We start from the raw sequence: 24,986 nt of genomic DNA, 5'->3' as shown, positions 1-24,986 counted from the left end.
ATGAAGAGTGATTTATACGAAAAAGATTATTATCTCTGGATAGAGAAAACCATATCTTTACTAGAAAATCATCAATTTTCCGATTTAGATTTGGATAATCTCATCGAGGAGATTAGCGACATGGGCAAAAGCCAACGACAAAGTTTAAAGAGTTATTTGACTCGGTTATTAGAACATTTGCTAAAACTGGTTTACTGGCAGTCGGAATTAGAATATAATCAAAGAGGATGGAAAAATGAAATTCGTAACTTTCGCCTAGGAATTCAACAAATTATTGAAGACAGTCCCAGTTTAAAGCCCTATCTATCGGAAATTTTCTCGTCCTGTTATCAAAATGCCCGTAAATTGTTTCTGGATTTATCTGGAATGGCTGAAAATTTGGTCGGTTTAGCTCCAATTTGCACTATAGAACAGGCTTTAAATGAGGATTGGTTTCCTGAAATATCAAAATAATGGGGGATAATTATGGAAAAGAACTTATACGAAAAAGACTACTATCTCTGGTTAGAAAAAACCATATCTTTACTAGAAAATCATCGGTTTTCTGATTTAGATTTAGAGAATTTAATTGACGAAATTAGTAGCATGGGTAAAAGTGAGAAACGAAGTTTAGAAAGTTATTTAACTCGGTTATTAGAACATTTGCTGAAACTAGCTTACTGGGAATCGGAATTAGAATATAATCAAAGAGGATGGAAAAATGAAATTAGGAATTTCCGTCGTGCCATAAAAAGAATTATTGCCGATAGTCCTAGTCTACAGCCTTATCTAATTGAAATTTTTAACAACTCTTTTCAAGAAGCTCGTATTTCTTTGATCGAATTATCTGGAATGGCTGAAAATTTGGTCGGTTTAGCTCCAATTTGCACTATAGAACAGGCTTTAAATGAGGATTGGTTTCCTGAAATATCAAAATAATGGGGGTAATTATGGAAAAGAAATTATACGAAAAGGACTACTATCTCTGGCTAGAGAAAACCATATATTTACTAGAAAATCATCAATTTTCTGATTTAGATTTAGAGAATTTAATTGACGAAATAAAATCTATGTCTATCAGTCAACAGAAAGCCCTTAAAAGCAATCTGATCGTGATTTTATGGCATTTACTAAAATACTTACAAGAGCCAGAAAAACAAACCAGAAGCTGGGCATTAACCCTTTTTGAGCAGCGAGAAAGAATCGAAGAAGATTTAGAAAATAGCCCTAGTCTTAAGAGTTTTTTAACAGAAGACAATTTAAAAAAATGCTATAATAAGGCCAGAAAAAAAGCCGCTATTGAAACAGGGATAAACCTAGAGAAATTCCCGAAGGATTGCCCATTTACTTTGGCAGAAGCCCTAGATTTTGCATTTATTCCTAATCAAAATCAAAACATTTGACTTTTTACCGAAAACCTACTATAACCTAAAAGTGCCATAATATCCAAGTAATCATGTCCTTACATTTAGTTAATTCTTGCCATTCGATGCCCATTTCCCCGATCTTCAATCCAGCGGGAGATGATGCGATCGAAAACCGTTCGATCTGGTTTGGTAACACCACCAACCTGATGCAGTTAAACGATGTCCGCTACACCTGGGCGGTGGGTTTATATCAACAAATGCGCGAAAATTTCTGGATTAAATAAGGTAGTCCAGACTAAATCCCCTGAAAACGGTGAAACTCTGTGATCTATCTTGCAAGAAAATTTGTTATAGTGCGTAATATGTATCGCACAACAAAACAAATGGAAAGCAAGACTTGCGCTAAGTGTCATACCACAAAACCGATTTCTGAATTTCACAAAGATAAAAGGCTAAAAAGCGGGACAGTAGCAAGGTGTAAAAGCTGTACTTGTGAATACAAGCGACAGTATTACGCATCAAGCGAAGGAAACGCAAAAATAAAAGCCTACATTGAGCGAAATAAAGAAAAAAGATCCACTTACAGTAAACAGTATTCTCAGAAGTACAGAGATGCTCAGTTTAAAAACCAAAAAAAACTTGAGTTTTGCCTCTATAAAGGAGGGTACTGTTCCGAATGTGGATTTGCTGCAACGGAAGACACTATTGCGGCCTTTGATTTTCATCACATCGAACCCTCTGAGAAGGAATATACCCCATCAGATATGTTGATGTTGAAGAAAGAAAAGGTGTTCAAGGAATTAGATAAGTGTATTCTCTTGTGTTCCAACTGTCACAGGATTTTGCACCACAGACAATACCGTGCCAAGCTGCTAGAAAAAAAGCAGAAGGTGTAGAGACTAATGAACAGCAGATCATATCTGACTAAGTAAAGTAGGCAGTAAGCGATTGACTGTCGAAGCGGGGGACTCCTTTGCATAAGCAAAGGATGATGATATAGTCCGATCCATTTGGTGACAGATGGCAGCTTGAATAAAGCGGGTTAGGGGTAGCGAACCTAATTGAACATAAATGACCACAACGCTTAGATATCACTCAAGACGTGACTGAATACGGGCATCTTACCGATGAAGAAAGATATGCTTATGATGGTATTTTGTCCTATCTAACTTTTCTTGATTCCGTACAAACCTGTAATATTCCCCACCTAAAAGGTAGCGTCACTGCGCCAGAAATTAGTCTTTGTATGGCGGAACAAATTTCCCAAGAAGCCATGCACAATCAAAGTTATCAATACTTAATTGAAACCATTATTCCCTCCGAGCGCCGAGGCGAAGTTTATGACTTTTGGCGCACCGATAAAGTTCTCAAGGATCGCTGTCAATTTATCGCTAGTCTCTACCAGCAATACATCGATAAACAAACTACTGAAAGCTATTTTATCGCCCTTGTCGCCGATTATTTGCTAGAGAGTTTGTATTTTTACAACGGCTTTATCTTTTTCTATAATCTCGCTTCTCGACAGCTAATGTCCGGTAGTGCTGACGTTTTCAAAATGATCAACCGGGACGAATTAAGTCACGTCCGTTTGTATCAGAAACTTATTCCCGAAGCCATGGCAACTTTTTCCCATTCCGTTGAACAGATTTATGAGATGTTCGATACGGCCGTTAAACACGAATGTCGCTGGACAAATCACATTGTTGGCAACGACATTTTAGGTATTACCGAATACAGTACCGAACAGTACACCAAATACCTCGCTAATATTCGACTGAAAGCGATCGGACTTGAGCCTTTATACAGGGAAGAAAAGTATAACAAAAGTCCCTATAATCATCTGGAACGCTTCTCCGATACCAAAAAAGAAGGCCACACCAAAGCTAACTTTTTTGAAGCAACCGTTACCAGTTATGTTATGTCTTCTGGCTTAACTGGATGGGATGAAATTTAAAATTTACGGGACAAGAATAACCCAATTCCTTACCATAAAGTGGCAATTTTGTCAAATATTTTGACAACTTTTGACCCTCTATTCGCTGGGGTGCAAGGGGCCTTTTGCTCCTTCGACCCCGCTCAACCTTTAACGATCCCTACTGGCATCTCGGTAATTATAAGTAGGGCTGGCTGAATAATGGTAAAACCCTTGTTGGTTAAGACTTTTAGAGTTTTTGTAAATCAAAAAGTGCCAGCCATGGGAGTGATCGGGGGGGAAATTTAGGCACTTTTTCCCTGAAAATTAGGTAATTGACCCCCTGAAAATCGGTAAAACCCTACACCCTACACCCTACACCCACGAAAAACTTTTTGCCGCAAACCCTAATTATGACGATTGCCATCATAATGAATTCTCGCCCCGGCCCATTGTAATTTTTCCTGTAGAGTCTGATAAAAAGAATAGCTTTCCCGCAGGATAATAAATTGGGCGAATTTTTCAGCTTTGGTAACTCCCACCCATTGCCCAGGCCAAATAGAAGTGGCTAAAGCGCCATCCATCCAGAGTTTAGTGTTCAATTCGTAGTCTCCCAGAGGCCAAATACTGACCAGAGATGCCGGGGGAATGACAATCGGCCGACTGGAGAGACTCAAGGGACAAATCGGGGTGACAGCGATCGCTTCCATGCCGGGGTGTATAATCGGGCCATTAGCGGAAGCGGTGTAACAGGTGGACCCCGTGGGAGTAGCCACTAATAGGCCGTCCCCTTGGTACTGATCTACTACTTCCCCGTCCACTTCGATTTCCAGGATCGAGGTGGGCATCCTATCGATACTAGCGGGTTTCACACACATCTCATTCAGGGCATAAAATGCCTCGCTCACTGCCTGGGGGTTTATTTTATCCCCTTCATAGATTCTGGCCGTTAACATCATTCGTTGTTGTACCGCGTAGTGATCGGATTGTAAACGCTCCCAGACCGTCTCCGTATCTTGGAAAATCTCAAAAGGTTCCGTTAAAAATCCCAGATGGCCGCCGACATTCACCGCTAAAATTGGAATGTCTTGCTGAGCTAAATAGCGAGCGGCGGCTAAAATGGTTCCATCTCCGCCCAAAACAATGGCGAGGTCGATTTTTTCCGATGCTGAGGCTAAAAATACTGGATAGGGATTATCTTTAAAGCCACTGGGTCCCATTAAAACTTTACACTGACGGGCTTCTAACTGTTTAGCGCATTTTTCCGCCCATGCTTTACTTTGGGGATGGTTGGCCTTGTGGGCGATGATTACTTGTTTTAACTGCACGGAGTTGAGACCTTGTTCGGAGGTTCTATATTTTTAACAATAGCAAGACTGGGCAGATCGGGTGAAAAGTAACAGCTAAAAAGGGGGTTGGGGGATGGGGAAGTGGGGGAATTTCAACTAAAACCCTAAAACCCCAAAACCCCAAAACCCCCCGCAACGCGCACGCAGTGACCACCCTATCTCCTGCCTCTTGCCTCTTGCAAGAGTGCCTCATCTCAACTGGCAATTTAAATACTTAACAGCTTATAATTGTATTAAGATGTGTAACAGTTCTCTGGCAAACTCTTGACAAAGGATAACAAATCTGCTCTCCCAAAAAACAGGAAAGGTTTTATTTCTATGACATTAATTCAAACCGCCCAATTATCGCTGGAAACCTCGGCTTTAGCCTTTTTTAAGCAGACAGAAGGACGCTGGCAATCCCAGAGACGTTATTACACCCTCACCCAAGAAACGGAACCCCAAGAAGTTATCAGCGCCATCGAGATTAAATATTTACCCCAAGGCAGCGAACCATTAATTCAACTTGCCCGTTTACATAATCTGGAAGATACAGCCTTATTAGGTGGTACGGAAGTCACTTGGCAAAGTAATTATCTGCGTCCCCAGAGTAAAAAACCCTCCAACGGTTCGACTATATTCGGTATTTTAGATAATATTCTCTATCGCGATCGGGGATTTGCGACGGATAAACCCGTTAGTGCTATTTATACCTTTCCTAACCCCTCTACTCTCTGTCTGAGAACAGAATACGCCGGTTCTGTCTTTGAAGAAGAAATTAAACTCATCGGTCAACAATATCGCACCCGACAAACTATTATCTCTCGCGCCGGTCAAGAATTGATGATCGGTCAATATCTAGAAAAACGGGTCAATTAGTCAAAAAATCGGCGGCTATTCCCAGAATTTTGACTTCTATGTTAGGAATAGGGCTGAAATCAAGCAGCCCTTCCCATAACTCCCCTTTAAACCGGGGTTAAATTGTCTTGATTCTGACTAGCGAGAAACTTCTCTAATTCCGTAATCGCATCGGCATCGACTTTAGTTTGCATGGGACAGAATTTCGGTCCACACATCGAACAAAACTCCGCCGTCTTATAGATATCTGCGGGTAAAGTCTCATCGTGGTATTCCTTAGCGCGATCGGGATCCAAGGATAACTGAAATTGACGATTCCAATCGAAATTATAACGAGCAATGGAGAGTTCATCGTCACGATCCCGCGCTCCGGGACGATGACGGGCGATATCTGCCGCATGAGCCGCTATTTTGTAGGCAATTAAGCCATTTCGCACATCTTCAGCGTTGGGTAAACCGAGATGTTCTTTCGGGGTGACATAACATAACATCGCCGTCCCGTACCAACCCGCCAGAGCCGCCCCGATCGCCGAAGTGATATGATCGTACCCTGGAGCAATATCGGTGACAAGGGGACCAAGAACATAGAAAGGTGCTTCGCTACACTCCTCCATTTGTTTTTTCACATTAAATTCAATTTGATCCATGGGAACATGGCCAGGCCCTTCCACCATCACCTGTACATCGTGTTCCCAAGCGCGGCGCGTCAGTTGGCCGAGGGTTTTTAATTCCGCTAATTGGGCCGCATCGGAAGCATCGTGGGTACAACCGGGACGCAGGGAGTCACCGAGACTAAAAGAAACGTCATAACGCTTGAAAATCTCGATAATTTCATCGAAATGGGTGTAGAGAGGATTTTGCTTGTGGTGGTGCAGCATCCACTTAGCAATAATACCACCACCCCGGGAGACAATCCCGGTCAGACGGGTTTTGACTAAAGGCAGGTGTTCGATGAGGATTCCCGCGTGAATCGTCATATAATCTACCCCTTGCCCGGCGTGTTTTTCGATAATATGGAGGAAATCTTCGGGGGTGAGTTTTTCAATATTGCCGTGAACGCTTTCCACCGCTTGATAGATGGGTACAGTACCGATGGGGACAGGAGAAGCATTGATAATCGCAGTGCGAATTTCGTCCAAATTACCGCCACCGGTGGAGAGATCCATCACCGTATCGGCGCCGTATTTGACCGCTAGGTGTAATTTTTCCAGTTCTTCGTTAATATTCGAGGAGTTGGGTGAAGCCCCGATATTAGCATTAACTTTACACTTAGAAGCAATACCGATCGCCATAGGTTCGAGGTTGAGGTGATTGATATTAGCGGGAATAATCAGTCTTCCTCGGGCGATTTCGCTGCGAATCAATTCGGGAGAGAGATTTTCCCGTTTTGCCACATACGTCATCTCTTCGGTAATTATCCCCTGACGGGCGTAGTGCATTTGCGATACATTTGCTTGTCCGCGCCGGGGGGCAACCCATTCTTGTCTCATAATTTTATTTCCTCTGTAAACAGCTTCCCTACGCTGGAATTACCCAGTCTCAGGTTCTAAGGGTCTTTCTCAGCCTGATTGCCTCAGACACCCCTAGCTATGACGGCAATTGTACCACTGTTGAGGACTGAGGAGATAAAGCTTAAGATTGTTGTTTGATTGGGCAGTTAGGCTAAAACCCACTTAGACCCCCTACAATAAACTTCTTAGGTGACGAATACTTAAATTTTCCACAATTAGGAAAAATTAGAATCCGGCCATCTAGAGAATACCCGTCTGGGTTCGAGCCTAAACAAGCTCGAATTATCCAAAAAGCGTCGGGATTTTACGTTTCGGTTTCCTTCCAATCTACGGAATTAGTTCCCGATATGACAGTAGGGAAGACCTGTTTAGGAATTGACGCGGGGATTGAGAGTTTTGTCGCTACTTCACGAGGAGATTTAATCAAAGCCCCTCGATTTTTGTTGAAAGTACAGAGTAAGCTTAAATTGCTAAGTAGGTGGGTGGAATTAAATATAAGATGAACGTAGGTTGGGTTGAAGTATGAAACCCAACGCCCGCATGGGTTACGCTACCGCTAACCCATCCTACAAATAATTGTGCCTCCCTACTTACAAAGACGCTTGAAACATCAAGTCAAAGGCTCAAACAATTGGTTAAAACTCCAAGAGAAGATAGCAAGATTACATGAAAAGGTGTCTAATACTCGTAGAGATTGGCACTTTAAACTAGCTCATTATCTTTGTGATATTGCCGATAATATCTTCGTTGAAGATATTAACTTCGTTTCCTGGTCTAGAGGGATCGTTAGAAAACAATCTCTAGATTCGGGCATCGGTAGTTTTATTAACGAGATACTACCGTTTGTTGTTTGGAAACGGGGAAAATAAGTAGCTGGTTATAATTAAATTAAAAATGAATTTTAGGTTCGATCCCCCCTGCCCCCCTTGATAAGGGGGGTGCCGATAGGTGGGGGGATCTGATAACTTTTAACGCCTACCTACTTATTATCTTAAAGTCGATAAAAACGGAACTTCCCAGGATTGTCCTAATTGTGGTGCGATTACCGGCAAAAAAGCGTTATCGGAAAGAGTCCACCGGTGTGATTCTTGCGGCCACATTGAACCGAGAGATACGGCATCAGCGAAGATAATCGAGAACCGAGGAAAAAACGCGGTCGGACTGACCGTGTTAGAAAACGCTTGCGGAGGCGGTCGGTTGGGGGTCGTTCAGTTAAACCTGTTTGATCTAGTCAAGAGCCGATGAACCAAGAATCCCTCGCTAAACCGCGCGAGCGGTTTAGCGGGGGAGAGTCAAGCTTCCACTAAACGAAAAGCCGCACCCAAACCGACAGCGATCTCATCGGGAGAAATTCTGCCATCATGGTTAATATCGATCGCATCAAATACCGCATCGGTTCCCGCCCATTCTTCCCGGGTGATGAAACCATCCCCATCATGATCATAGACTCGAAAAATATCTTCGGCGGCGTGTTCTAGGGTTGACTGACCTTCCAACTGGGTTAAACGTTGAATCAGCAATTGTTCTAATAATTCTAAAGCTTTGGTAAAACCTTGAATACCTTCCGTTAGTTTTTCGGAAGCCATGGCATCTTCGGCGTGCATTTTCTCAAAAGTCGCTTGATCCATGGCAATTTTGACAATATCAAGGGTTGCGGCCTGTGCTGGATCGAGCTTACGGGGTAAATCGGCTTCTGTCTCTTGCAATTGTTCGAGAAGTTTCGGGGAAATGGTTAAAAGATCACAACCAGCTAACTCGCAAATTTCACCGATATTGCGGAAACTTGCCCCCATAACTTCGGTTTTATAACCAAACTTTTTATAGTAGTTATAGATCTGGGTAACGGATTGGACCCCGGGATCTTCAGCGCCAACGTAGTCTTTACCAGTTTCTTTTTTATACCAATCGAGAATCCGACCGACAAAGGGAGAAATTAAGGTTACTCCCGCTTCCGCACAGGCGATCGCCTGATGGAAACCGAATAATAGGGTTAAATTACAGTGAATTCCCTCTTTTTCGAGGACTTCTGCGGCTTTAATCCCTTCCCAAGTCGAGGCAATTTTAATTAAGACTCTTTCTCTAGAGATACCCGCTTTTTCATACTGGGAAATGAGATAACGGGCCTTGTGGATGGTAGCTTGGGTATCGTAGGAAAGACGAGCATCTACTTCGGTCGAGACGCGGCCGGGGACGATTTGCAGGATTTGCAGACCAAAACCGATCGCTAGGCGATCAAAAGCTAATTTGGCCACATCTTCCGGGGTGGCCTGCTTTCCCAATTCTTTTCTGGCCGCTTGCAGGGTTTGATCGACAATCGGCCGATATGGGGGCATTTGGGCCGCGGCCGTAATCAGGGAGGGGTTAGTGGTGGTATCTTGGGGTGTAAAAGCTTCGATCGCTTGGATATCGCCAGTATCAGCAACAACCACTGTAAATTGGCGTAATTGTTCTAGTAGGGTTTTAGCCATAACTTCTCCAGATGCGTGTTAACGCAAGACTTTATCTGGATCTTAGCGATTCGATCGAGAGGAAAGGGAAAATTCCCGATTGATTTAATTCCCACCCACAGACCTTGCCAAAGTGGGGATAAGCCGGGGAATCTTTTGGCCACTCCTTGCCCAAAGTCCTTTGTTTGTGATAGTATTAGTGATTGTGTCGATTTAATAAAAGGGAGTTTATGCCCAAGCTAAAAACGCGAAAGGCGGCGGCCAAACGATTCGAGGCCACGGGAAGCGGCAAAAAAATCAAACGTCGCAAAGCCTTCAAAAATCATCTACTCGATCATAAAAGTGCCGAACGCAAGCGCCGTCGTTTGTCCCAGATTACCCTGGTACACGAGCGCGACGAGAAGGAAGTGCGCTTAATGTTGCCCTATTTGTAAATTTTCCAGAAAAATTGTCTAAAGGATTATCATGTCTAGAGTAAAACGGGGGAATGTCGCCCGCAAGCGACGCAAAAAAGTTCTCAAATTAGCCAAAGGTTTTCGCGGTTCTCACTCGCGCTTATTCCGTACCGCTAACCAACAGGTAATGAAGGCCTTGCGGAATGCCTATAGAGACCGTCGCAAACGTAAACGCGATTTTCGTCGTCTTTGGATTACCCGCATTAACGCGGCTGCCCGTCAACAGGGCATCAGTTACAGCCAACTGACTGGACAATTAAAGAAAGCTAATATCCTCCTCAATCGGAAAATGTTAGCCCAATTAGCTGTCCTCGATCCCGTCGCTTTTGCTAAAGTGGTAGAAACAGCCAAAGGATAATTTAGCCCCAAGCATGACGGAAACTTGGCAAACGATTCAATTCCCCAGTTCAGAAAGTGCGATCGCTTTAGCGGGTCATCAAGAAGCTAACCTCAAATTGATAGCCAGGCAAACTGGGGCGAATTTAGTCCTCAGAGGCCTGGAATTGCGGATTGCGGGGCAACCGACCCCGGTGGAGCGTGCCACAGCGATTGTGCGCTCCTTAAGTATTTTATGGCAAGAGGCCAAGTTAATCGCCGAAGCCGATATTATGACCGCTATCCATGCCCTCGATACGGGGCGTTCTAGCGAGTATAAAGAACTACAGCAGGATATTCTCGCTCGTACCCGTCGCGGGGAGCTAATTCGGGCAAAAACCTTCCGTCAGCGTCAATATATCCAAGCGATTCAAAGTCACGATATCACCTTTTGTATTGGACCTGCCGGCACGGGTAAAACTTTTTTAGCCGCCGTTTTGGCCGTACAGGCTCTATTAGAAGATAAAGTAGAACGGATTATCCTCACCCGACCGGCCGTGGAAGCGGGGGAAAAATTAGGCTTTCTCCCGGGGGATTTACAGCAAAAAGTCGATCCTTTTTTGCGTCCCCTCTACGATGCTTTATACGAATTTATCGAAGCGGCCAAAATTCCCGACCTGATGGAACGGGGTAAAATCGAAATCGCACCCTTAGCTTATATGCGGGGACGAACCCTAGCTAATGCTTTTGTGATCGTTGATGAGGCCCAAAATACCACCCCAGCACAGTTAAAAATGGTCTTAACTCGCTTGGGATTCGGTTCGCGCATGGTAGTAACTGGAGATGTCACCCAAACCGATTTACCGCAACAACAGGAATCGGGGTTAATTGCCGCTCAAAAAATCCTCAAATCAGTAGAAGGGATCGCTTTTTGTTACCTATCCCGGGCCGATGTGGTGCGTCATCCCTTAGTACAAAAAATTGTCTCAGCTTACGAACAGCACGAAAAATAACAGATTGTTGAGATAGTCGCTCTTGTACTCTTGCGAGAGAGTATTGTAAAGTTTTGTAAAAAATATATGCAAATGACTGCAAACAACTGCTAATATGGTTAGTACAAGTTTACATTGCAGTTCACATGAAACTATCAGATTATGCTAAGAAAAAAGGGATCAGTTATGACACTGCTTGGAGAATGTGGAATCGAGGGCAGTTACAAGGAGAACGTCTTCCTACAGGAACAATTATTATTTTTGAAGATGACCGTTCTTGCGGTGAAAATAAAGTAGCTATTTATGCGCGAGTTTCTAGTTCAGAAAATAAATCTGACTTAGAGACTCAGGCAAAAAGATTGGAAGCTTATTGTATTGCGAAAGGCTATCAAATTGTTCGAGTAGTTAAAGAAGTAGGAAGTGGAGTCAATGATCATCGAAAGCTATTATTAAAACTTCTAGAACAAACTGATTATAATTTGATTGTCGTAGAACATAAAGATCGTTTAAGCAGAGTAGGGTTTAATTATCTGAAAGTTCTTTTAACTCAAACAAATAGAGATATAGAGGTCGTTAATCTAGCAGAAGAAAGAAAAGACGATTTAAGGCAAGACTTCGTGAGCATAATTACCTCATTTTGCGCTCGATTATACTCATTAAGACAACGAAATAGAAAGACAGAATGTTTAATTAAATGCCTTGAGGAGAATGATGAAATTAGTTCAAAAACATCTAATTAAATTTAATCACAAAAATTATTCAGTAATTGATAAATTAGGATTTTTATCGAAGAATCTGTATAATTGTGCTGTTTATTTAAACCGTCAAGTTTTCTTTTCACATCAACCATTTTTAACAATGACTGAGTTACATCATGCCTTAAAAATGAGTCCAGATTATCAAGCCTTACCCGCCAAAGTAAGTCAGTTAGTATTAAAGCAAGTAGAAAAAACCTTTAAATCCTACCAAAAAGCGAAAGAACAATCCAAAAAATCGCCAGATAAATTTACAGGAGAGCCTAAGTTGCCAAGATACAAAGACAAGGAAAAAGGTAGAAACGTTTTAACTTATAACTATCAAGCCATTTCTCAAAAAGCGTTGAAGCAAGGTTTAATCAAGCTATCAGGGACTAATTGAGAATTTAAAACTAATTTAAAGAAAGTCTTAGAGGTCAGGATTATTCCTAAATTGGGTGCTTATTGTTTAGAGATTGTCTATGAACAACCATCCTCATCAAGTCAAGAGGGAGAAAGATATGCTTTTATCGATTTAGGCTTAAATAACCTAGCTGCTGTTACCTCTAATATTCCCGAATTTCAGCCAACTTTAGTATGTGGAAAAGCCTTAAAATCCTGCAATCAAAAGTACAACAAGACACTAGCTAAACTCAAATCGGAATTACCCAGTCTACAGAAGACCAGTAAAAGAATACAAGGTTTAACTTTAAAGCGTAATTGCCAGGTGGATTATTACCTCCACACCGCTAGTAAATATATTATTGATAAATTACTAGCTCATCAAATTAACCTTTTAGTTATTGGTCATAATCAAGGCTGGAAACAAAACATTAATATTGGAGATAGAAATAACCAGTCATTCGTAAATATTCCTCATTCAAGGTTGATCGAACAACTTACCTATAAAGCAAATTTAGTAGGAATAGAGGTCAAAACAACTAATGAAAGCTATACCTCTAAATGTAGTTTCTTGGACTTAGAGTCTATTCAAAAGCAAAAAAGCTATTTAGGCAAGAGAATTAAAAGAGGACTATTCAGAAGCTCGTCGGGTTATTTCTATGGAGCAGATATTAATGGTTCCTTAAATATTGGAAGAAAGGTAGTCGGAGAGGCCGCCTTTAGCGGGAATCCGATAGAGAGGTTCGTAGTTAACCCAGTACGGGTCAAAGCGTACAAAGCTAATTCTAGATGCAATATTTGCGTACAGAATTAGTAACTATAGAATTAGGTTAATTTAACGCGATGTGCAACTAAAAACGACAGAATCAGGGTTCCAGAGGATACTTTATCTCTGCTGATTTCTGAAAGCCTTGTTGTAAATCAAGACTAAAAATATAGTTGCACACCGAGTTTAATTTAGCTTTTTCCCCTTAAACTAAAACCGACAAAGACGTAGTTTAAAGCGTTTCGGTATCCCCAAACCTCAAGGAATTGATAACGCTGCCATCCTTTCACCGAGCCAGTCTGAAAAGCTCTTAGGGTGTATAGTTGATTAGCCCAGTTGTGATCGTTTGGTGTAGCATGGTGAACACAGTGCGCCCCTAGGCTAACTGGAAGGATGGTCAGCCGAATAAAGACTGCTCCTACTAATTCTATGTACCATTTTAACCACTCTAACCAGTGATTTGAGCGCGGAGGATAAGCACCCAAATATAGGGCAAAAGATTTACCAATTACCTGAGATTTAGCTCCCTCATTCTCATCGGCTTCATAGGCCCAATTATGCTCCGGTAGCTGTTGCAAGAGTGCGGCCGCATAGGTTCCGAGTTGGGTAAATACCGCCCAGAGTAAGCAGATTAAACAAGAATGGGTTAAACCCGCACAAACAGAGGCCAAGAAAAGCACAATCAGGGTAGCTATTTGGTAGTTAATGGGGGCTTTAAGGAGATTAGTCAGACGAGCAAGGAAGGTTTCTCCGTAAAACTTGGGAGAGAGTAATAACTTGCCCAAATTTTGCCAATAGAAGGCCTCTTCTTGGGCAAATTCAAAACCTAAATCTTCTACTAGGTAGGGGGTATTCCCCTTGTCATTCATGGTAGCTAGGTTTTTCGGCGGGTGGTGAATTAATAGGTGATCTTTTTTGAACAATGGAAAGGGCTTTTTCCCGGTAATTAAGGTAAGTAAACAACCTAAAAGATGGTTATAAGTGGGATATTGAGGGAAAAAAGCATTATGGGCGCAAAAGTGGGCTATTTCCTGCAATTGAGCCGCTCCAGCTACGGATAGCACCCATCCTAGGGGTATTAATTGCCAGTGGCTAAGAGCGATCGCTAATCCGCCTATATACTGGAGTATGCCATAGATTAGCTCTAAGGAGGGCGTGCTTTTCCAGAGAGGGGGGGTAAGGTAGTAGCCTGTTAGCCAGTCAAAGAAAGCTTGTACGAGACGATTATCGCTGAGTTGGAGCATCCCTAGGCGTGGATTATCCCTTAAAGCCGATGCTTGTGTTGGGGTGGGTTTTTTGAGTATCATGACAGTAGAAAATAAGTTGTACTGTCCTGAAAATGGTTAAATAACCAAATTCAGGCGGTTTTATTAGCTGTGCAGTTGTTCGATTTCTCGGTAGTGCTGGACTAATTGCCCATCACTAAAAAACGGCTTTGGAGAGATTTCTATCTCGATGGCGAGATTAATTACCCAAGCTTCTTTGGGTATATACCCCAAGCGATTTGTTAGCCTCTGGGTTAGTGATTTAATCTGGTAGTTTGAGATGTACATAAGCTCTGAATTAGACTACACTTTTAGCTTATTTCTAGCCCTTTTAATTGTCGAGGTAGTTTTTGTAGCATTTAGTAGTCAATTTGCCAAAGTATCATTAAGTAGCTAAAAGTAGCATTTTGTGAATTGTATTCTTAAAAGGAGAACCACAAGTACAAATGGGAGATAGAAAATCTAAGTCTAAAAAACCAAGTGATCTGAATGAATCAGATTTTTTGGGCATTGTAATGCAGTTAGTTATAAAAGTAGATAATAAGGGATTATCTGATATACAAAAAATCTTAGTAAATGGATTTCGTCAAGATTTAACTTATGATGAGATAGCAGAGAAAAATTACTTAAATTCAGAAAATCTTAGGAAAGAAGCAAATAAAAAATTATTTCCCTTGATTTCTAAAGCTCTCACAGAAGCTATGAAAACGCCTATAAAAGTTCAAAAGACCAATTTTATTACATTAATTGAGCATTGGAATGCTATCGATAACAAGGGTATCTCTGTAGAAAATAGTTTTGTTAAAAGCAAGACAAAAATTGATATATTTACAGAACTTAAAAATAAATTGTCTGGACAACAACAAGCAGAACTGAATCTGATCATAAAGTCGTACTTGCTAGATAATGACAATGCTAATTTTGAAGAAATCATCGATAAAATCATAAATCTTCCAGATGATAAAGATTTATTAAGAATACTTTTTAGACTTACTCAAGATAGCAGAATTAATAGCTACAATCGCTCATACATTGAACAAACAATACAGGAGTTAAAGAAACTATTAAATATTACTGACACAGATTACAATGCTTGGACAGCAGAGATAACAGAAATTGATCCAAAACCTAACAATCGAGAAAATATTAACAACTATCTAATTATCAAAATAGAGGAGAGTAAAAGTCAAGCAAATACTTCCCCTGAATATAAATTTGCTGCGTGTTTTCTACAGTTAAATACATCTCAAAGTCAAGGAAATAATTATATACCTCTTCCTGTAGATAGTAGCGTTAGCAAAGATGTTTATACTCAAAAAGATATAACGAACATTTTAACAAAAATTATTGAAGATTGTCATGAGCGAGGAGGTGCAAACTTAAATATTGAATTTTTCACCGATGGTAAGCTACTATATACTAACTTTGAATCTTGGGAATACAATTACTTTGATAGCCTAACTCAACTTAAGAGAGTATATTTTGTTAATGTTCGCTCTCTTATGAGATTGGAGAATAGATATCGGAATCAACCAGTTTATAAAAATTGGAAAAGTAGATGGGAGAGATTAACGACAAATTCTATAGATACACAAACAGTTAATAACAGCGAGTCCTATTTGTGCCAAGAAACAACTCTATGGAGCAATCTTTGCGCTTCAACTCAAGAGGATTTAGAGCAATTCTTTAAAAGAAGCTTAAAATATGGCATACCTTTAGCCGTTGGGTCGCGCTGGGGAGCATCTCACCTTTGCAATGAGCATAAATACTTAGTGGAAAAATAGGCTTTTCGAGGGTAATTCTTGTTTTAATTCTCCATGTACGCAGTCTTTAAAAGCCTCTATTTCGTTCCAAGACACGATTAAGAGTGGCTTTTAGGCTAAGTATAATTACTTATCGCGTAAGTGAGATGCTCCCGTCGCGCTGTCATGCTCAGGAAGCAATTCACAGAACAGAAATTAATACACTCTTACAGGGTATTCAAATCAATCAATTGTCCACAAGAGTTCAAGAGGTGAGGCGACAATCACCAGATAATTTAGAAGATGAACCAGAACATCTAGGACATCATCTATTATGCTTTTTAGAAGACCCTAATCGGATGCCCCCCTTCCACTACTTAACATCTCAGCACCTAGGTTAACTAACTATGAGTTCATGGAAAATCTTTCAAGGCAATCATCAAAAACGCTCAAGGGATAAGATTACTTGGCCAGAAATCCCACCTTGGCGAAGCTTCGCCACCAACAAATCCGAGGAGCGGGGAAAACAACTCATAGTTAACCCTAAAACCATCGAAACCGTAAACGCAGCCATTCACCTACGCCGGCCTATTTTAGTCACAGGGAAACCGGGTACAGGGAAAACCTCCCTAGCCTACGCAATCGCCTACGAATTAGACTTAAAAGAAGTATTAGTCTGGCCAATTAATACCCGCACCACCCTACAAGAGGGATTATACTACTACGACGCGATCGCACGTTTGCAAGATTACCAATTAGAAGAAAAAAAAGACATAGGGCAGTATATCCGCTTGGGTCCCTTGGGGACAGCCCTCTGTCCGAGAAATTATCCCCGGGTACTGCTTATCGATGAGATAGATAAAAGTGACATCGACTTACCCAACGACCTCTTAAACCTTTTTGAAGAGGGAAGATTTGAAATCACCGAACTTTCCCGACTCGCTAAAGATACCGAAAACCAACCAATACCAGTACAAACCCATGACGGTGAATGGGAATCCATCCCCCAAGGTAAGGTAAGCTGCCAACAGTTCCCCATAGTGATTATGACGAGCAACGGCGAGAGGGATTTTCCCCTACCCTTTAAACGTAGATGTCTGCTCTTAGAAATTCCCGACCCCACCCCAGAGGAACTAAAAAAGATAGTAAAAAGCCATTTTGATTATAAAGAGGCCAGTCCAGAAAGTAAAAAAATAGAAGACGCGATCGCAGAATATGTTAAAAAACGAGAAAAAGGGGAACTAGCAACGGACCAGCTTTTAAACGCCGTCTTTATGAGCATGGGCGAAAATAAACCCACGGGTGCAGAATTAAAGTCCCTTACCGACCTACTATTTACCTATCTCACCGACACAGGCAATACATGACCCAAACCCTTCCCACACCAGAACTGATTGATAAATTTATCACCTTTGTCAAGGGCAGGGGATGGGACCTAGACAGTTACCAGATAGCTGATAGTTTATGGTGGTATGTTCTCACCCAAGAAGAGGAAGGAAAACCCCAACCCCCTCCAGAGCCTAGGGAAGAAAAGGAAGAAACCCCTCCCGCTAAAAACCCCCCCCAGGAGAGTAAAAACGAAACCCAAGAGCCAGCGGCCCCATCCGATGAAGTTCCCTTAATACGCGAGACAGAAGCACAAAAACAGCCGGAGAAGATAGGCGCAGATACCCTACCCATTAGCCTCCCCAGTGCCAAATTCTGGCGAGAAACCCTAAAATTAGGGCGGGCAGTGCGTCCCCTCATCCAAAAGATAGACTCAGCCACCCAAAGACAAATAAACCTAAACAGCACCGTACAGAAATCGGCCGAGTATAGCATCGGCAAGAAAGATGGCAGTTTAGCCCTAATACCCGTTTACCAAGCCAAAAAAGTCCGTTCCCTAGAGGTAGTTTTACTGATTGAAGAATGGGCCTCCATGGTCTTTTGGAAAGAAATGGCCGGGGAAATCCGCGATTGGCTAGAACAAATCGGGGCCTTTCGGGATGTCAAACTCTACCGCATAGGATGGGACGAAGACAGGCAAAATTTAGCCATCCGTACCTACTCTAACGATACTTGCTCAATTCACCCAAAAGATCTCATCCATCCTCGCGGCGAAAGACTTATCCTCTTCTACAGTGATTGTACTTCCCCAGACTGGTATCAAGGACGCTATAACCAAGCTCTTCAGGACTGGGGAAAACACCAAATCGTCACCCTGCTTTCTCCCTTCCCGGAAGCAATGTGGGAAAGAACCGCCCTTAGTCGAGGTTGGTTCGTCTCCCTAGTCAACCAAACCCCCCGGAAACCTTCACAAAACTGGAGATTTACCTCTATCCCCCTGCTGCTACAAATTGAGAAGGAAGAGGAAAATCAACATATTCTCAGAGAAACAATCCAAAAAACCTACTTTCCCCTACCCACCATCTCCCTAACCCCTTCATCCTTAAAAGCTTGGGCGCTTGTTCTCAGTGGTGACAGCAACGCCACCTGTGCGGGGGTACTACTAGAAAAATCTCCCCAAAACAGAGAAATACCCGCAACTATTTCTCCGGAGATGTCTAGGAAGCAAGCTCTAGAACTATTCGCCAGTACCGCCTCACCTCTAGCTTGGGAGTTACTGAAAAAATTAGCCGCAGCCCCGGTAAATCTTCCCATCATCCGTCTTATCCAAAGCAAACTTTTAAGCGCCTCTAACCCCCTAAACATAGCAGAAGTCATCCTTAGCGGTTTTCTCAAAGTCTATCTAGGAGGGGAACCAGTGAAGTGGGACAAAGGAGGTAAATTTAACTTTCATACTCCCCCCAACAGCCTAGATTTTGAATTGGATGATGAGGACAGAGAGCTTCTGCTCACTGAACTAGGGAATAGCCGCGCCTTAGAGGTAATTTTTGTCCTCTCGGAATACATCGCCCAAAAACTCAACCTGAGTACCACCACCTTTTTTGGTCTTATTCTTACCAATCCCCAAGTTCTCCTCGGCAAAGAAGCAGCTAATCTAGTTCGCGCCTTTGCCAAGGTATCTGCTAAGGTTTTCCAAAAGCTAGGGGAAGCAAAGTACCAAGAAATTAGCCAAAAGCTGCAATCTATGGTTGACTCACCTCCACCCCCACCGGTTGAGGAAAAGTGGCTGAGGAAATATAAAACCGTAACCATAGCTAAGGTAAAAGAGCTTACGGGAGGAGAGGAAATATTGTTTCAACTGCTCAAGGATAGACTTAAGGATTTCAGCGTAGAAGATGGGGAACTGTATCAGCGCCTTCGTTTAACCCCTGAGCAGCTTAAAATTTTGGCAAGCGAAGAAATAACCGCCGAGACAATCCCAGTCCAGTTTAGGGAAGTCTTGGATAACACAGAAGAAGAAATCATCACCGAGAAATTTAACCTAACCCTGTTCAAGTCTGAAACCGTTTTTGTGGATGAGACGGGACAAATTACCGCTAAAGAACCCGTGAGAGCCTTCTACTTTAAAGAAAATCCCCCCAGCTTAAAAATGCTCTATATTCCTTCGGGGGAGTTTTGGATGGGAACCGAAGCGGAGGAAATAGCGCGGCTAGTGAAAAAATACAATAGGGATTGGTTCCAACCAGAATCCCCCAGACATTTAGTAAAAATCGCCCCGTTTTACCTAAGTCAAACTCCGATTACCCAAGCTCAATGGTTATATATTGCCCAAAGGGAAGATTTAAAAGTAGAGCGAGATTTAAACCCAGAGCCATCGCGGTTTAAAGGCAGCACAAACCCCGTTGAAAATGTATCTTGGTTAGATGCCGTAGAATTTTGCCAAAGGCTCTCTAAAATGACCAAGAAACAGTATCGGCTACCCAGTGAGGCGGAATGGGAGTATGCTTGTCGTGCTGGAACCACCACTCCCTTCCACTTCGGAGCAACCCTCACCTCAAATTTAGCTAACTACAATGGTACGCAACGCTTTGCTAGGGAACCAGCAGGAGAATATCGCGAGGAAACCACCCCCGTGGGGCAATTTCCCCCCAATGGTTTTGGTTTGTATGATATGCACGGAAATGTCTGGGAGTCGTGTCAGGATGACTTCTGGAATAATTATCAAGGCGCACCTAGGGATGGTAGTCCTTGGCAAAAAAAGAGCAAAAAACAGCAAAATCAGGCATATAAAGCTCGGCGGGGCGGTTCTTGGTACAGCAATCCGGATCTCTGCCGTTCCGCTTACCGCAACATCAGCCTCCGCCGCGACGACATCGACATCGACGGTTTTCGGGTGGTGTGCGGTGCTGGGAGGACTTTGTAACCCTTTTTCTCTTTTTTTCCTTTTTACCCTTTTTCTCTTTTTCGATTTTTTGAACAAATGTACTATATGAGGTTGGCTGATCAGTAGCTGGTTATAATTAAATTGAAGACGGGTTTTAGGTTTTCCCCTTATCAAGGTAGGGTTGATTCATGAATCAACCCTACAATCAAACCTAGAATCAACCCTACAATCAAACCTATCAACCCTACAATCAAACCTAGAATCAACCCTACAATCAAACCTAGAATCAACCCTACAATCAAACCTAGAATCAACCCTACAATCAAACCTAGAATCAAACCTATCAACCCTACAATCAACCCTATCAACCCTAGAATCAACCCTACAATCAATTAATCCTAGTATTCATCATGTACCAAATCACTCTTTCCCTACCCGATGAAACCGCTCTCGCTTTACATCTCACTCCAGAACAACTAGCACAGGAAATCTCTCTTCTTGCTGCCATTAAACTTTATGAATTGGGAAAACTTTCCTCTGGCACTGCTGCCAACTTAGCAGGTATTCCGCGAGTTGTTTTTCTCTCTAAACTTGCAGACTATGGAGTTGATACCTTCCGACTCAAGGAAGCAGAATTAATCGAGGATCTGGCTAATGCCTAACGTCATTGCCGATACATCACCGATTCAATACCTCTATCAGACTAACTTACTTGACTTACTACCGAACTTTTACGGACAGATAATTATTCCTTTTTCAGTAGCTCAAGAGTTAGCCGTTGGAAAAGCTTCTGGAATCTCTTTACCTGATATAACCTCCTTAAGTTGGATAATTATTCAACAAGCAAAATCAGTTTCTCTTTTACCCCTTGTCACTGATTTAGGAAAAGGAGAAAAAGAAGTATTAGCTTTAGCAATAGAAATTACCGATTTTCTCGCTTTACTTGATGATGGCTTGGCGAGACGATATGCAAATTTATTAGGAATAAAACTCACTGGTACAATGGGAATATTATTAAAGGCTAAACAAAATGGTTATCTACACCGTATTGAGCCAATTCTTAATCAACTAGAATTGCTGAAGTTTCGCTTAGATGCCACTACTCGTACTTCTGTGTTAAAATTAGCTGGTGAAGGATAGAGTATAAAATCAATTTTTAATTTAATTATAATTACTTACTTAGGGCTTGCTGAAAAAGTACGGGCGAAGCATTCGGATAGAAAATCTACGGTTTCACCGATAGGTTATTACCCGAATGCTTCGCCCCTACGGGACGCGGGCCGATACAGGACACTAAAACCCTTACCTCGTCTATATTTCACATTTATTCAGCCAACCCTACTTATGCCTACAATAATCATCCAAAAGACCCAAAAACGTCTTTTAATCTATAGAGAAAAACTCACCGATGACCTAGAAATAGAATTAGTCAAAATACCATCGGGAACCTTTACAATGGGTTCTTCAGAACAAGAAAGTGGTAATACAAGTGAAAAGCCGCAACACAACGTCACCCTGAAAAACTTCTTGATGGGTATTTATCCCATTACCCAAGCTCAATGGTTATATATTGCCCAAAGAGAAGATTTAAAAGTAGAGCAAGATTTAAAACCAGAGCCATCGGAGTTTAAAGGCAGCACAAACCCCGTTGAAAATGTATCTTGGTTAGATGCCGTCGAATTTTGCCAAAGGCTCTCTAAATTAAGTAAAAGAAAATATAGGCTCCCAACGGAAGCTGAGTGGGAGTACGCTTGTCGAGCGCAAACCAAACCCTTAAATCTCCACAAAGGAGAAACCTACCCCCCCTATCACTTTGGGGAAATTCTTACCCCAGATTTAGCCAACTATAATGGCAATCTCCAAAAAACCACCCCTGTTGGGCAATTCTACGCCAACGACTTTGGTTTATATGATATGCCCGGAAATGTCTGGGAGTGGTGTCAAGATGATTGGCGCGAAAATTATGAGGAGATAAAAAAGAGCAAAAAACAGCAAAATCAGGCAGATAAAGCTCTGCGGGGCGGTTCTTGGTACAGCGATCCAGATGGCTGCCGTTCCGCTTGCCGCAGCTACGACCTCCGCCCCGTCAGCCTCAACACCTGCGGTTTTCGGGTGGTGTGCGGTGCTGGGAGGACTTTGTAACCCTTTTTCTCTTTTTTCTCTTTTTACCCTTTTTCGATTTTTTTTGAGCAGATGTACTATATATGTACTATAAAAGGATTGAGAGAATTATCATGAGTAGAAAACGGGTTTCTCCGAGAAACCCGTTTTCTGTGGGTTACTCAACGGATTTAGGATAAATTGCTTGTTGAGACGAGACAAGAGGCAACAGTAAAGGGATTGGGGGAAGTTCAACTAATCTAAGAATAAGCGGTTTAAATGCGTCTTAGTTTACATCAACAGCGGCTCAGTTATTAGTATTCTCCCCCATCATTTTTTTTCTGGTCTAAAAGATGATTATAGATCACACTTTTGAGAGATTGCCAAAAAGGAACTAATAAAGTACTCAGAAGTAAGAAAATAGTAGTCAGACCATAGGAAAACATCGCCATTTGTTGTAAAAAAAGAGGATTTTCCGTGAGCGTTTGCCAGTCCTCTACCGATTCCAAACTACTATAAAAAGAGGAAAAATTAACCCAAAAGGGAATTGAAGCCAAAGCTACTGACAGAATATAAACTGGAATAATTAATAAACTGGCAATAAATATCACTCCCACAATTCTCCAAGCCGAGTTTTTAGTTAAATGCCAACCTCTCTTGATTGCTTGCCAACTGCCTAAATTATCTTCAATTACTAAGGGCAATTCGGCAATGCAAATGCGAGCAGATAACCAAAGGAAGAAAACAGGAAGACAGAAAGAAGCCAGTAAAATAAGCAATACACCAAGGATGGGGATCAAACTTACTAGCGCCAGAGACAGCGTTATCGCCAAGATTATTGCCGCTCCCAACAAACCAAGCAAAACCTGCATCCACCACAAGCGCCACATTTTCGGCTTAACTTTTTTTTCCGCTTGTCCGGCAGTTTCCGGCTGATAAATGATGTCTTGAAAAGCTAATCGTGAGATAACCGCACTATTGAAAAGATACTTAGCGGCCGAGAAAATTTGTACTGGGAAAAGAAATAAACGTAAACCGATATCGCTGCCTTCTTCGGGGGTAATTGTTTGATAAAGTAATTGACTGAGAATTAATTGCAAAACTAAGGGAAGAAGCGACCACAAACAGGCGCGGACAGCAAAGAATACATAAGTTGGGAAGCGATCACGATAAAGACGGAAGGCAGTATTAATGGTATTTCCAATAGTTAAAGGCTCGATGGAATTGTTAGTCACGGTGGGACTCCTTACAGAATGCCACCACTATATTAGGTTAGGTAACGAATCACAGCTAAAAAACTTCCAATTTAATCAATATTTCCAGCTAAGACAACAATTTTGCTAAAGTGGTAGAATTTGGCCAACGATTCAATTCCCCAGTGGAGAAAGTGCGATCGCATTGATGGTCTTAACTCCCTTGGGATTCGGTTCGCGCATGGTAGTAACTGGAGATGTCACCCAAACCGATTTACCGCAACAACAAGAATCGGGGTTAATTGCCGCTCAAAAAATCCTAAAATCAGTAGAAGGGATCGCTTTTTCTTACCTATCGCGGGCCGATGTGGTGCGTCATCCCTTGGTACAAAAAATCGTCTCAGCCTAGGAACAGCACGAAAAATAACAGATTATGGATATTAAACATGGTTTCGTCGATGCGGTGGGTAATACTCCCCTAATTCGTCTCAATAGTTTTAGCGAGGAAACCGGCTGCGAGATTCTCGGTAAGGCCGAATTTCTTAACCCCGGTGGTTCGGTCAAGGATCGGGCCGCTTTATATATTATTCAAGAAGCGGAAAAAGCCGGTACTCTCCAACCGGGGGGAACCGTTGTCGAAGGAACCGCCGGCAATACTGGCATCGGTTTGGCCCATATCTGCAATGCTAAAGGTTATAAATGCCTGATTATCATTCCCGATACCCAATCCCAAGAGAAAATCGACCTATTGAGAACCCTTGGCGCAGAAGTGCGTACTGTTCCCGCCGTTCCCTACCGAGATGCCAATAATTACGTTAAATTATCGGGGAGATTGGCCAGTGAGATGGAAAATGCTATCTGGGCCAATCAATTCGATAATCTGGCTAATCGTCGCGCTCACTACGAAACCACCGGCCGGGAAATCTGGGAACAAACCGACGGTAAAATTGATGCTTGGGTGGCTGCCACAGGAACCGGGGGAACCTACGCGGGGGTGGCGATGTTTTTAAAAGACCAAAATCCGCAGGTGCGCTGCCTGGTGGCGGATCCGATGGGTAGCGGTTTATATAGTTATGTGAAAACCGGGACAATTACCCTGGAAGGTAGTTCAATTACCGAAGGGATTGGTAATAGTCGTATTACGGCTAATATGGAAGGCGCACCCATAGATGATGCCATTCAAATTGATGATCCCACTGCCATTAAAGTTGTTTATCAACTATTACAAAAAGATGGTTTATTTATGGGGGGTTCTGTGGGTATTAATGTCGGTGCTGCCGTGGCTTTGGCTAAACAAATGGGACCGGGCCACACCATCGTTACTGTTCTTTGTGATGGTGGGTCCCGTTATCAATCTCGTTTATATAATCCTCAATGGTTGGCTGAGAAAGGATTGGCTTAATCAGGAAT

General features: G+C 42.2%; 21 protein-coding genes, 8 pseudogenes and 1 riboswitch. Of the genes and pseudogenes, 23 read left to right on the top strand and 6 right to left on the bottom strand.

What is annotated here, in order from left to right; genetic code table 11:
* The 6 genes and pseudogenes from MAE_RS18875 to MAE_RS18850 all read left to right on the top strand — a co-directional run.
* Entirely contained in the window at nt 1–453 is a 453-nt protein-coding gene (locus MAE_RS18875) for a DUF29 domain-containing protein (RefSeq protein ID WP_012266988.1), read from the top strand.
* A 12-nt stretch (nt 454–465) separates the two neighbouring features.
* Nucleotides 466–918 carry a DUF29 domain-containing protein gene (locus MAE_RS18870; RefSeq protein ID WP_004162799.1) on the top strand — a complete coding sequence of 151 codons (453 nt, stop codon included), beginning with the start codon at nt 466–468 and terminating at the stop codon, nt 916–918.
* Nucleotides 919–929: 11 nt separating this feature from the next.
* On the top strand, nt 930–1,382 hold the full coding sequence (locus tag MAE_RS18865) for a DUF29 domain-containing protein (RefSeq protein WP_012266987.1): 453 nt from the start codon (nt 930–932) through the stop codon (nt 1,380–1,382).
* Nucleotides 1,383–1,435: 53 nt separating this feature from the next.
* A pseudogene (locus tag MAE_RS18860) lies at nt 1,436–1,624 on the top strand (ribonucleoside-diphosphate reductase); the annotation flags it as partial.
* A gap of 105 nt (nt 1,625–1,729) precedes the next feature.
* On the top strand, nt 1,730–2,242 hold the full coding sequence (locus tag MAE_RS27765) for a hypothetical protein (RefSeq protein WP_012266985.1): 513 nt from the start codon (nt 1,730–1,732) through the stop codon (nt 2,240–2,242).
* 179 nt (nt 2,243–2,421) lie between these two features.
* A pseudogene (locus MAE_RS18850) lies at nt 2,422–3,300 on the top strand (ribonucleotide-diphosphate reductase subunit beta); the annotation flags it as partial.
* Between the two features lie 365 nt (nt 3,301–3,665).
* On the opposite strand, the gene MAE_RS18845 reads toward MAE_RS18850, so the two are convergent.
* Complete coding sequence (locus MAE_RS18845; RefSeq protein ID WP_012266983.1) at nt 3,666–4,586, bottom strand: NAD(+) kinase; 921 nt, start codon at nt 4,584–4,586, stop codon at nt 3,666–3,668.
* Nucleotides 4,587–4,925: 339 nt separating this feature from the next.
* Between MAE_RS18845 and MAE_RS18840 the strand changes: the two genes are divergently transcribed.
* Nucleotides 4,926–5,465 (top strand): phycobiliprotein lyase, encoded by a 540-nt coding sequence (locus MAE_RS18840; protein WP_002757172.1) that lies wholly within the window; start codon nt 4,926–4,928, stop codon nt 5,463–5,465.
* Nucleotides 5,466–5,551: 86 nt separating this feature from the next.
* On the opposite strand, the gene thiC is transcribed toward MAE_RS18840, so the two are convergent.
* On the bottom strand, nt 5,552–6,934 hold the full coding sequence (gene thiC, locus MAE_RS18835) for a phosphomethylpyrimidine synthase (protein ID WP_002751876.1): 1,383 nt from the start codon (nt 6,932–6,934) through the stop codon (nt 5,552–5,554).
* A gap of 8 nt (nt 6,935–6,942) precedes the next feature.
* Nucleotides 6,943–7,039, bottom strand: a riboswitch (TPP riboswitch).
* A gap of 86 nt (nt 7,040–7,125) precedes the next feature.
* On the opposite strand from thiC, the pseudogene MAE_RS35245 reads away from it, so the two are divergent.
* Both MAE_RS35245 and MAE_RS36520 read left to right on the top strand, forming a co-directional pair.
* Nucleotides 7,126–7,425: pseudogene (locus MAE_RS35245) on the top strand (RNA-guided endonuclease TnpB family protein); the annotation flags it as partial.
* A gap of 120 nt (nt 7,426–7,545) precedes the next feature.
* A pseudogene (locus tag MAE_RS36520) lies at nt 7,546–8,200 on the top strand (RNA-guided endonuclease InsQ/TnpB family protein); the annotation flags it as partial.
* Nucleotides 8,201–8,247: 47 nt separating this feature from the next.
* Here the strand turns inward: MAE_RS36520 and MAE_RS18825 are convergent.
* The gene (locus MAE_RS18825) at nt 8,248–9,423 is read right to left on the bottom strand and encodes a transaldolase (RefSeq protein WP_012266979.1); all 1,176 of its coding nucleotides are present in this window, start codon (nt 9,421–9,423) and stop codon (nt 8,248–8,250) included.
* A gap of 209 nt (nt 9,424–9,632) precedes the next feature.
* Between MAE_RS18825 and rpmI the strand changes: the two genes are divergently transcribed.
* The 5 genes and pseudogenes from rpmI to MAE_RS36160 all read left to right on the top strand — a co-directional run bounded on the left by rpmI (nt 9,633) and on the right by MAE_RS36160 (nt 13,114).
* Nucleotides 9,633–9,836, top strand: a complete 204-nt coding sequence (rpmI, locus tag MAE_RS18820) for a 50S ribosomal protein L35 (protein WP_002781071.1) — start codon at nt 9,633–9,635, stop codon at nt 9,834–9,836.
* Between the two features lie 31 nt (nt 9,837–9,867).
* A complete protein-coding gene (gene rplT / locus MAE_RS18815) occupies nt 9,868–10,215 on the top strand; it encodes a 50S ribosomal protein L20 (RefSeq protein WP_002739593.1) in 348 nt (115 codons plus the stop codon).
* 13 nt (nt 10,216–10,228) lie between these two features.
* Complete coding sequence (locus MAE_RS18810; protein ID WP_002757181.1) at nt 10,229–11,185, top strand: PhoH family protein; 957 nt, start codon at nt 10,229–10,231, stop codon at nt 11,183–11,185.
* 125 nt (nt 11,186–11,310) lie between these two features.
* A complete protein-coding gene (locus MAE_RS18805; RefSeq protein WP_012266977.1) occupies nt 11,311–11,904 on the top strand; it encodes an IS607 family transposase in 594 nt (197 codons plus the stop codon).
* Nucleotides 11,876–13,114, top strand: a pseudogene (locus MAE_RS36160) (RNA-guided endonuclease InsQ/TnpB family protein). The gene MAE_RS18805 and the pseudogene MAE_RS36160 overlap by 29 nt, the downstream one beginning before the upstream one ends.
* A 143-nt stretch (nt 13,115–13,257) precedes the next feature.
* Here the strand turns inward: MAE_RS36160 and MAE_RS18790 are convergent.
* Both MAE_RS18790 and MAE_RS30320 read right to left on the bottom strand, forming a co-directional pair.
* Complete coding sequence (locus MAE_RS18790) at nt 13,258–14,373, bottom strand: fatty acid desaturase (protein ID WP_041804217.1); 1,116 nt, start codon at nt 14,371–14,373, stop codon at nt 13,258–13,260.
* Between the two features lie 63 nt (nt 14,374–14,436).
* Nucleotides 14,437–14,619, bottom strand: coding sequence for a hypothetical protein (locus MAE_RS30320; RefSeq protein ID WP_012266975.1), 183 nt, complete (start codon nt 14,617–14,619; stop codon nt 14,437–14,439).
* A 158-nt stretch (nt 14,620–14,777) separates the two neighbouring features.
* Here MAE_RS30320 and MAE_RS18785 point away from each other — a divergent pair.
* The 7 genes and pseudogenes from MAE_RS18785 to MAE_RS18750 all read left to right on the top strand — a co-directional run.
* Nucleotides 14,778–16,117 (top strand): annotated as a pseudogene (locus MAE_RS18785) (hypothetical protein); the annotation flags it as partial.
* A gap of 132 nt (nt 16,118–16,249) precedes the next feature.
* Nucleotides 16,250–16,474, top strand: a pseudogene (locus MAE_RS18780) (hypothetical protein); the annotation flags it as partial.
* A gap of 6 nt (nt 16,475–16,480) precedes the next feature.
* On the top strand, nt 16,481–17,440 hold the full coding sequence (locus MAE_RS18775) for an AAA family ATPase (RefSeq protein ID WP_002740289.1): 960 nt from the start codon (nt 16,481–16,483) through the stop codon (nt 17,438–17,440).
* Nucleotides 17,437–20,322 carry a formylglycine-generating enzyme family protein gene (locus tag MAE_RS18770; RefSeq protein ID WP_012266972.1) on the top strand — a complete coding sequence of 962 codons (2,886 nt, stop codon included), beginning with the start codon at nt 17,437–17,439 and terminating at the stop codon, nt 20,320–20,322. Before MAE_RS18775 ends, MAE_RS18770 begins: the two co-directional genes overlap by 4 nt.
* 371 nt (nt 20,323–20,693) lie before the next feature.
* On the top strand, nt 20,694–20,945 hold the full coding sequence (locus MAE_RS18760; RefSeq protein ID WP_002739985.1) for a UPF0175 family protein: 252 nt from the start codon (nt 20,694–20,696) through the stop codon (nt 20,943–20,945).
* On the top strand, nt 20,938–21,423 hold the full coding sequence (locus MAE_RS18755) for a DUF3368 domain-containing protein (protein WP_012266971.1): 486 nt from the start codon (nt 20,938–20,940) through the stop codon (nt 21,421–21,423). The genes MAE_RS18760 and MAE_RS18755 overlap by 8 nt, the downstream gene beginning before the upstream one ends.
* Before the next feature lie 204 nt (nt 21,424–21,627).
* A complete protein-coding gene (locus MAE_RS18750; RefSeq protein WP_012266970.1) occupies nt 21,628–22,425 on the top strand; it encodes a formylglycine-generating enzyme family protein in 798 nt (265 codons plus the stop codon).
* A gap of 272 nt (nt 22,426–22,697) precedes the next feature.
* On the opposite strand, the gene MAE_RS18745 is transcribed toward MAE_RS18750, so the two are convergent.
* Nucleotides 22,698–23,618, bottom strand: a complete 921-nt coding sequence (locus MAE_RS18745; RefSeq protein WP_041804216.1) for a hypothetical protein — start codon at nt 23,616–23,618, stop codon at nt 22,698–22,700.
* Nucleotides 23,619–23,784: 166 nt separating this feature from the next.
* On the opposite strand from MAE_RS18745, the pseudogene MAE_RS18740 reads away from it, so the two are divergent.
* Together MAE_RS18740 and MAE_RS18735 are read left to right on the top strand one after the other, a co-directional pair.
* Nucleotides 23,785–23,985: pseudogene (locus MAE_RS18740) on the top strand (PhoH family protein); the annotation flags it as partial.
* A gap of 24 nt (nt 23,986–24,009) precedes the next feature.
* Nucleotides 24,010–24,978 (top strand): cysteine synthase A, encoded by a 969-nt coding sequence (locus tag MAE_RS18735; protein WP_004162818.1) that lies wholly within the window; start codon nt 24,010–24,012, stop codon nt 24,976–24,978.
* Nucleotides 24,979–24,986: the final 8 nt, after the last annotated feature.

Origin of the sequence: Microcystis aeruginosa NIES-843, assembly GCF_000010625.1 — a bacterium.
In the GTDB taxonomy this organism is placed as follows: domain Bacteria; phylum Cyanobacteriota; class Cyanobacteriia; order Cyanobacteriales; family Microcystaceae; genus Microcystis; species Microcystis aeruginosa.
The sequence above is the reverse complement of the archived record's forward strand: the minus strand, read 5'-3'. Positions and strand labels throughout refer to the sequence as shown.

Bases quoted from the DNA above. Each gene is read 5' to 3' on its own strand.
- MAE_RS18770 (WP_012266972.1), top strand. From the start codon at position 17,437: ATGACCCAAACCCTTCCCACACCAGAACTGATTGATAAATTTATCACC.
- rpmI (WP_002781071.1), top strand. From the start codon at position 9,633: ATGCCCAAGCTAAAAACGCGAAAGGCGGCGGCCAAACGATTCGAGGCC.
- MAE_RS27765 (WP_012266985.1), top strand. From the start codon at position 1,730: ATGGAAAGCAAGACTTGCGCTAAGTGTCATACCACAAAACCGATTTCT.
- MAE_RS18865 (WP_012266987.1), top strand. From the start codon at position 930: ATGGAAAAGAAATTATACGAAAAGGACTACTATCTCTGGCTAGAGAAA.
- MAE_RS18735 (WP_004162818.1), top strand. From the start codon at position 24,010: ATGGATATTAAACATGGTTTCGTCGATGCGGTGGGTAATACTCCCCTA.
- rplT (WP_002739593.1), top strand. From the start codon at position 9,868: ATGTCTAGAGTAAAACGGGGGAATGTCGCCCGCAAGCGACGCAAAAAA.
- MAE_RS18805 (WP_012266977.1), top strand. From the start codon at position 11,311: ATGAAACTATCAGATTATGCTAAGAAAAAAGGGATCAGTTATGACACT.
- MAE_RS18810 (WP_002757181.1), top strand. From the start codon at position 10,229: ATGACGGAAACTTGGCAAACGATTCAATTCCCCAGTTCAGAAAGTGCG.
- MAE_RS18840 (WP_002757172.1), top strand. From the start codon at position 4,926: ATGACATTAATTCAAACCGCCCAATTATCGCTGGAAACCTCGGCTTTA.
- MAE_RS18750 (WP_012266970.1), top strand. From the start codon at position 21,628: ATGCCTACAATAATCATCCAAAAGACCCAAAAACGTCTTTTAATCTAT.
- MAE_RS18760 (WP_002739985.1), top strand. From the start codon at position 20,694: ATGTACCAAATCACTCTTTCCCTACCCGATGAAACCGCTCTCGCTTTA.
- thiC (WP_002751876.1), bottom strand. From the start codon at position 6,934: ATGAGACAAGAATGGGTTGCCCCCCGGCGCGGACAAGCAAATGTATCG.
- MAE_RS18870 (WP_004162799.1), top strand. From the start codon at position 466: ATGGAAAAGAACTTATACGAAAAAGACTACTATCTCTGGTTAGAAAAA.
- MAE_RS18790 (WP_041804217.1), bottom strand. From the start codon at position 14,373: ATGATACTCAAAAAACCCACCCCAACACAAGCATCGGCTTTAAGGGAT.
- MAE_RS18875 (WP_012266988.1), top strand. From the start codon at position 1: ATGAAGAGTGATTTATACGAAAAAGATTATTATCTCTGGATAGAGAAA.
- MAE_RS18755 (WP_012266971.1), top strand. From the start codon at position 20,938: ATGCCTAACGTCATTGCCGATACATCACCGATTCAATACCTCTATCAG.
- MAE_RS30320 (WP_012266975.1), bottom strand. From the start codon at position 14,619: ATGTACATCTCAAACTACCAGATTAAATCACTAACCCAGAGGCTAACA.
- MAE_RS18775 (WP_002740289.1), top strand. From the start codon at position 16,481: ATGAGTTCATGGAAAATCTTTCAAGGCAATCATCAAAAACGCTCAAGG.
- MAE_RS18825 (WP_012266979.1), bottom strand. From the start codon at position 9,423: ATGGCTAAAACCCTACTAGAACAATTACGCCAATTTACAGTGGTTGTT.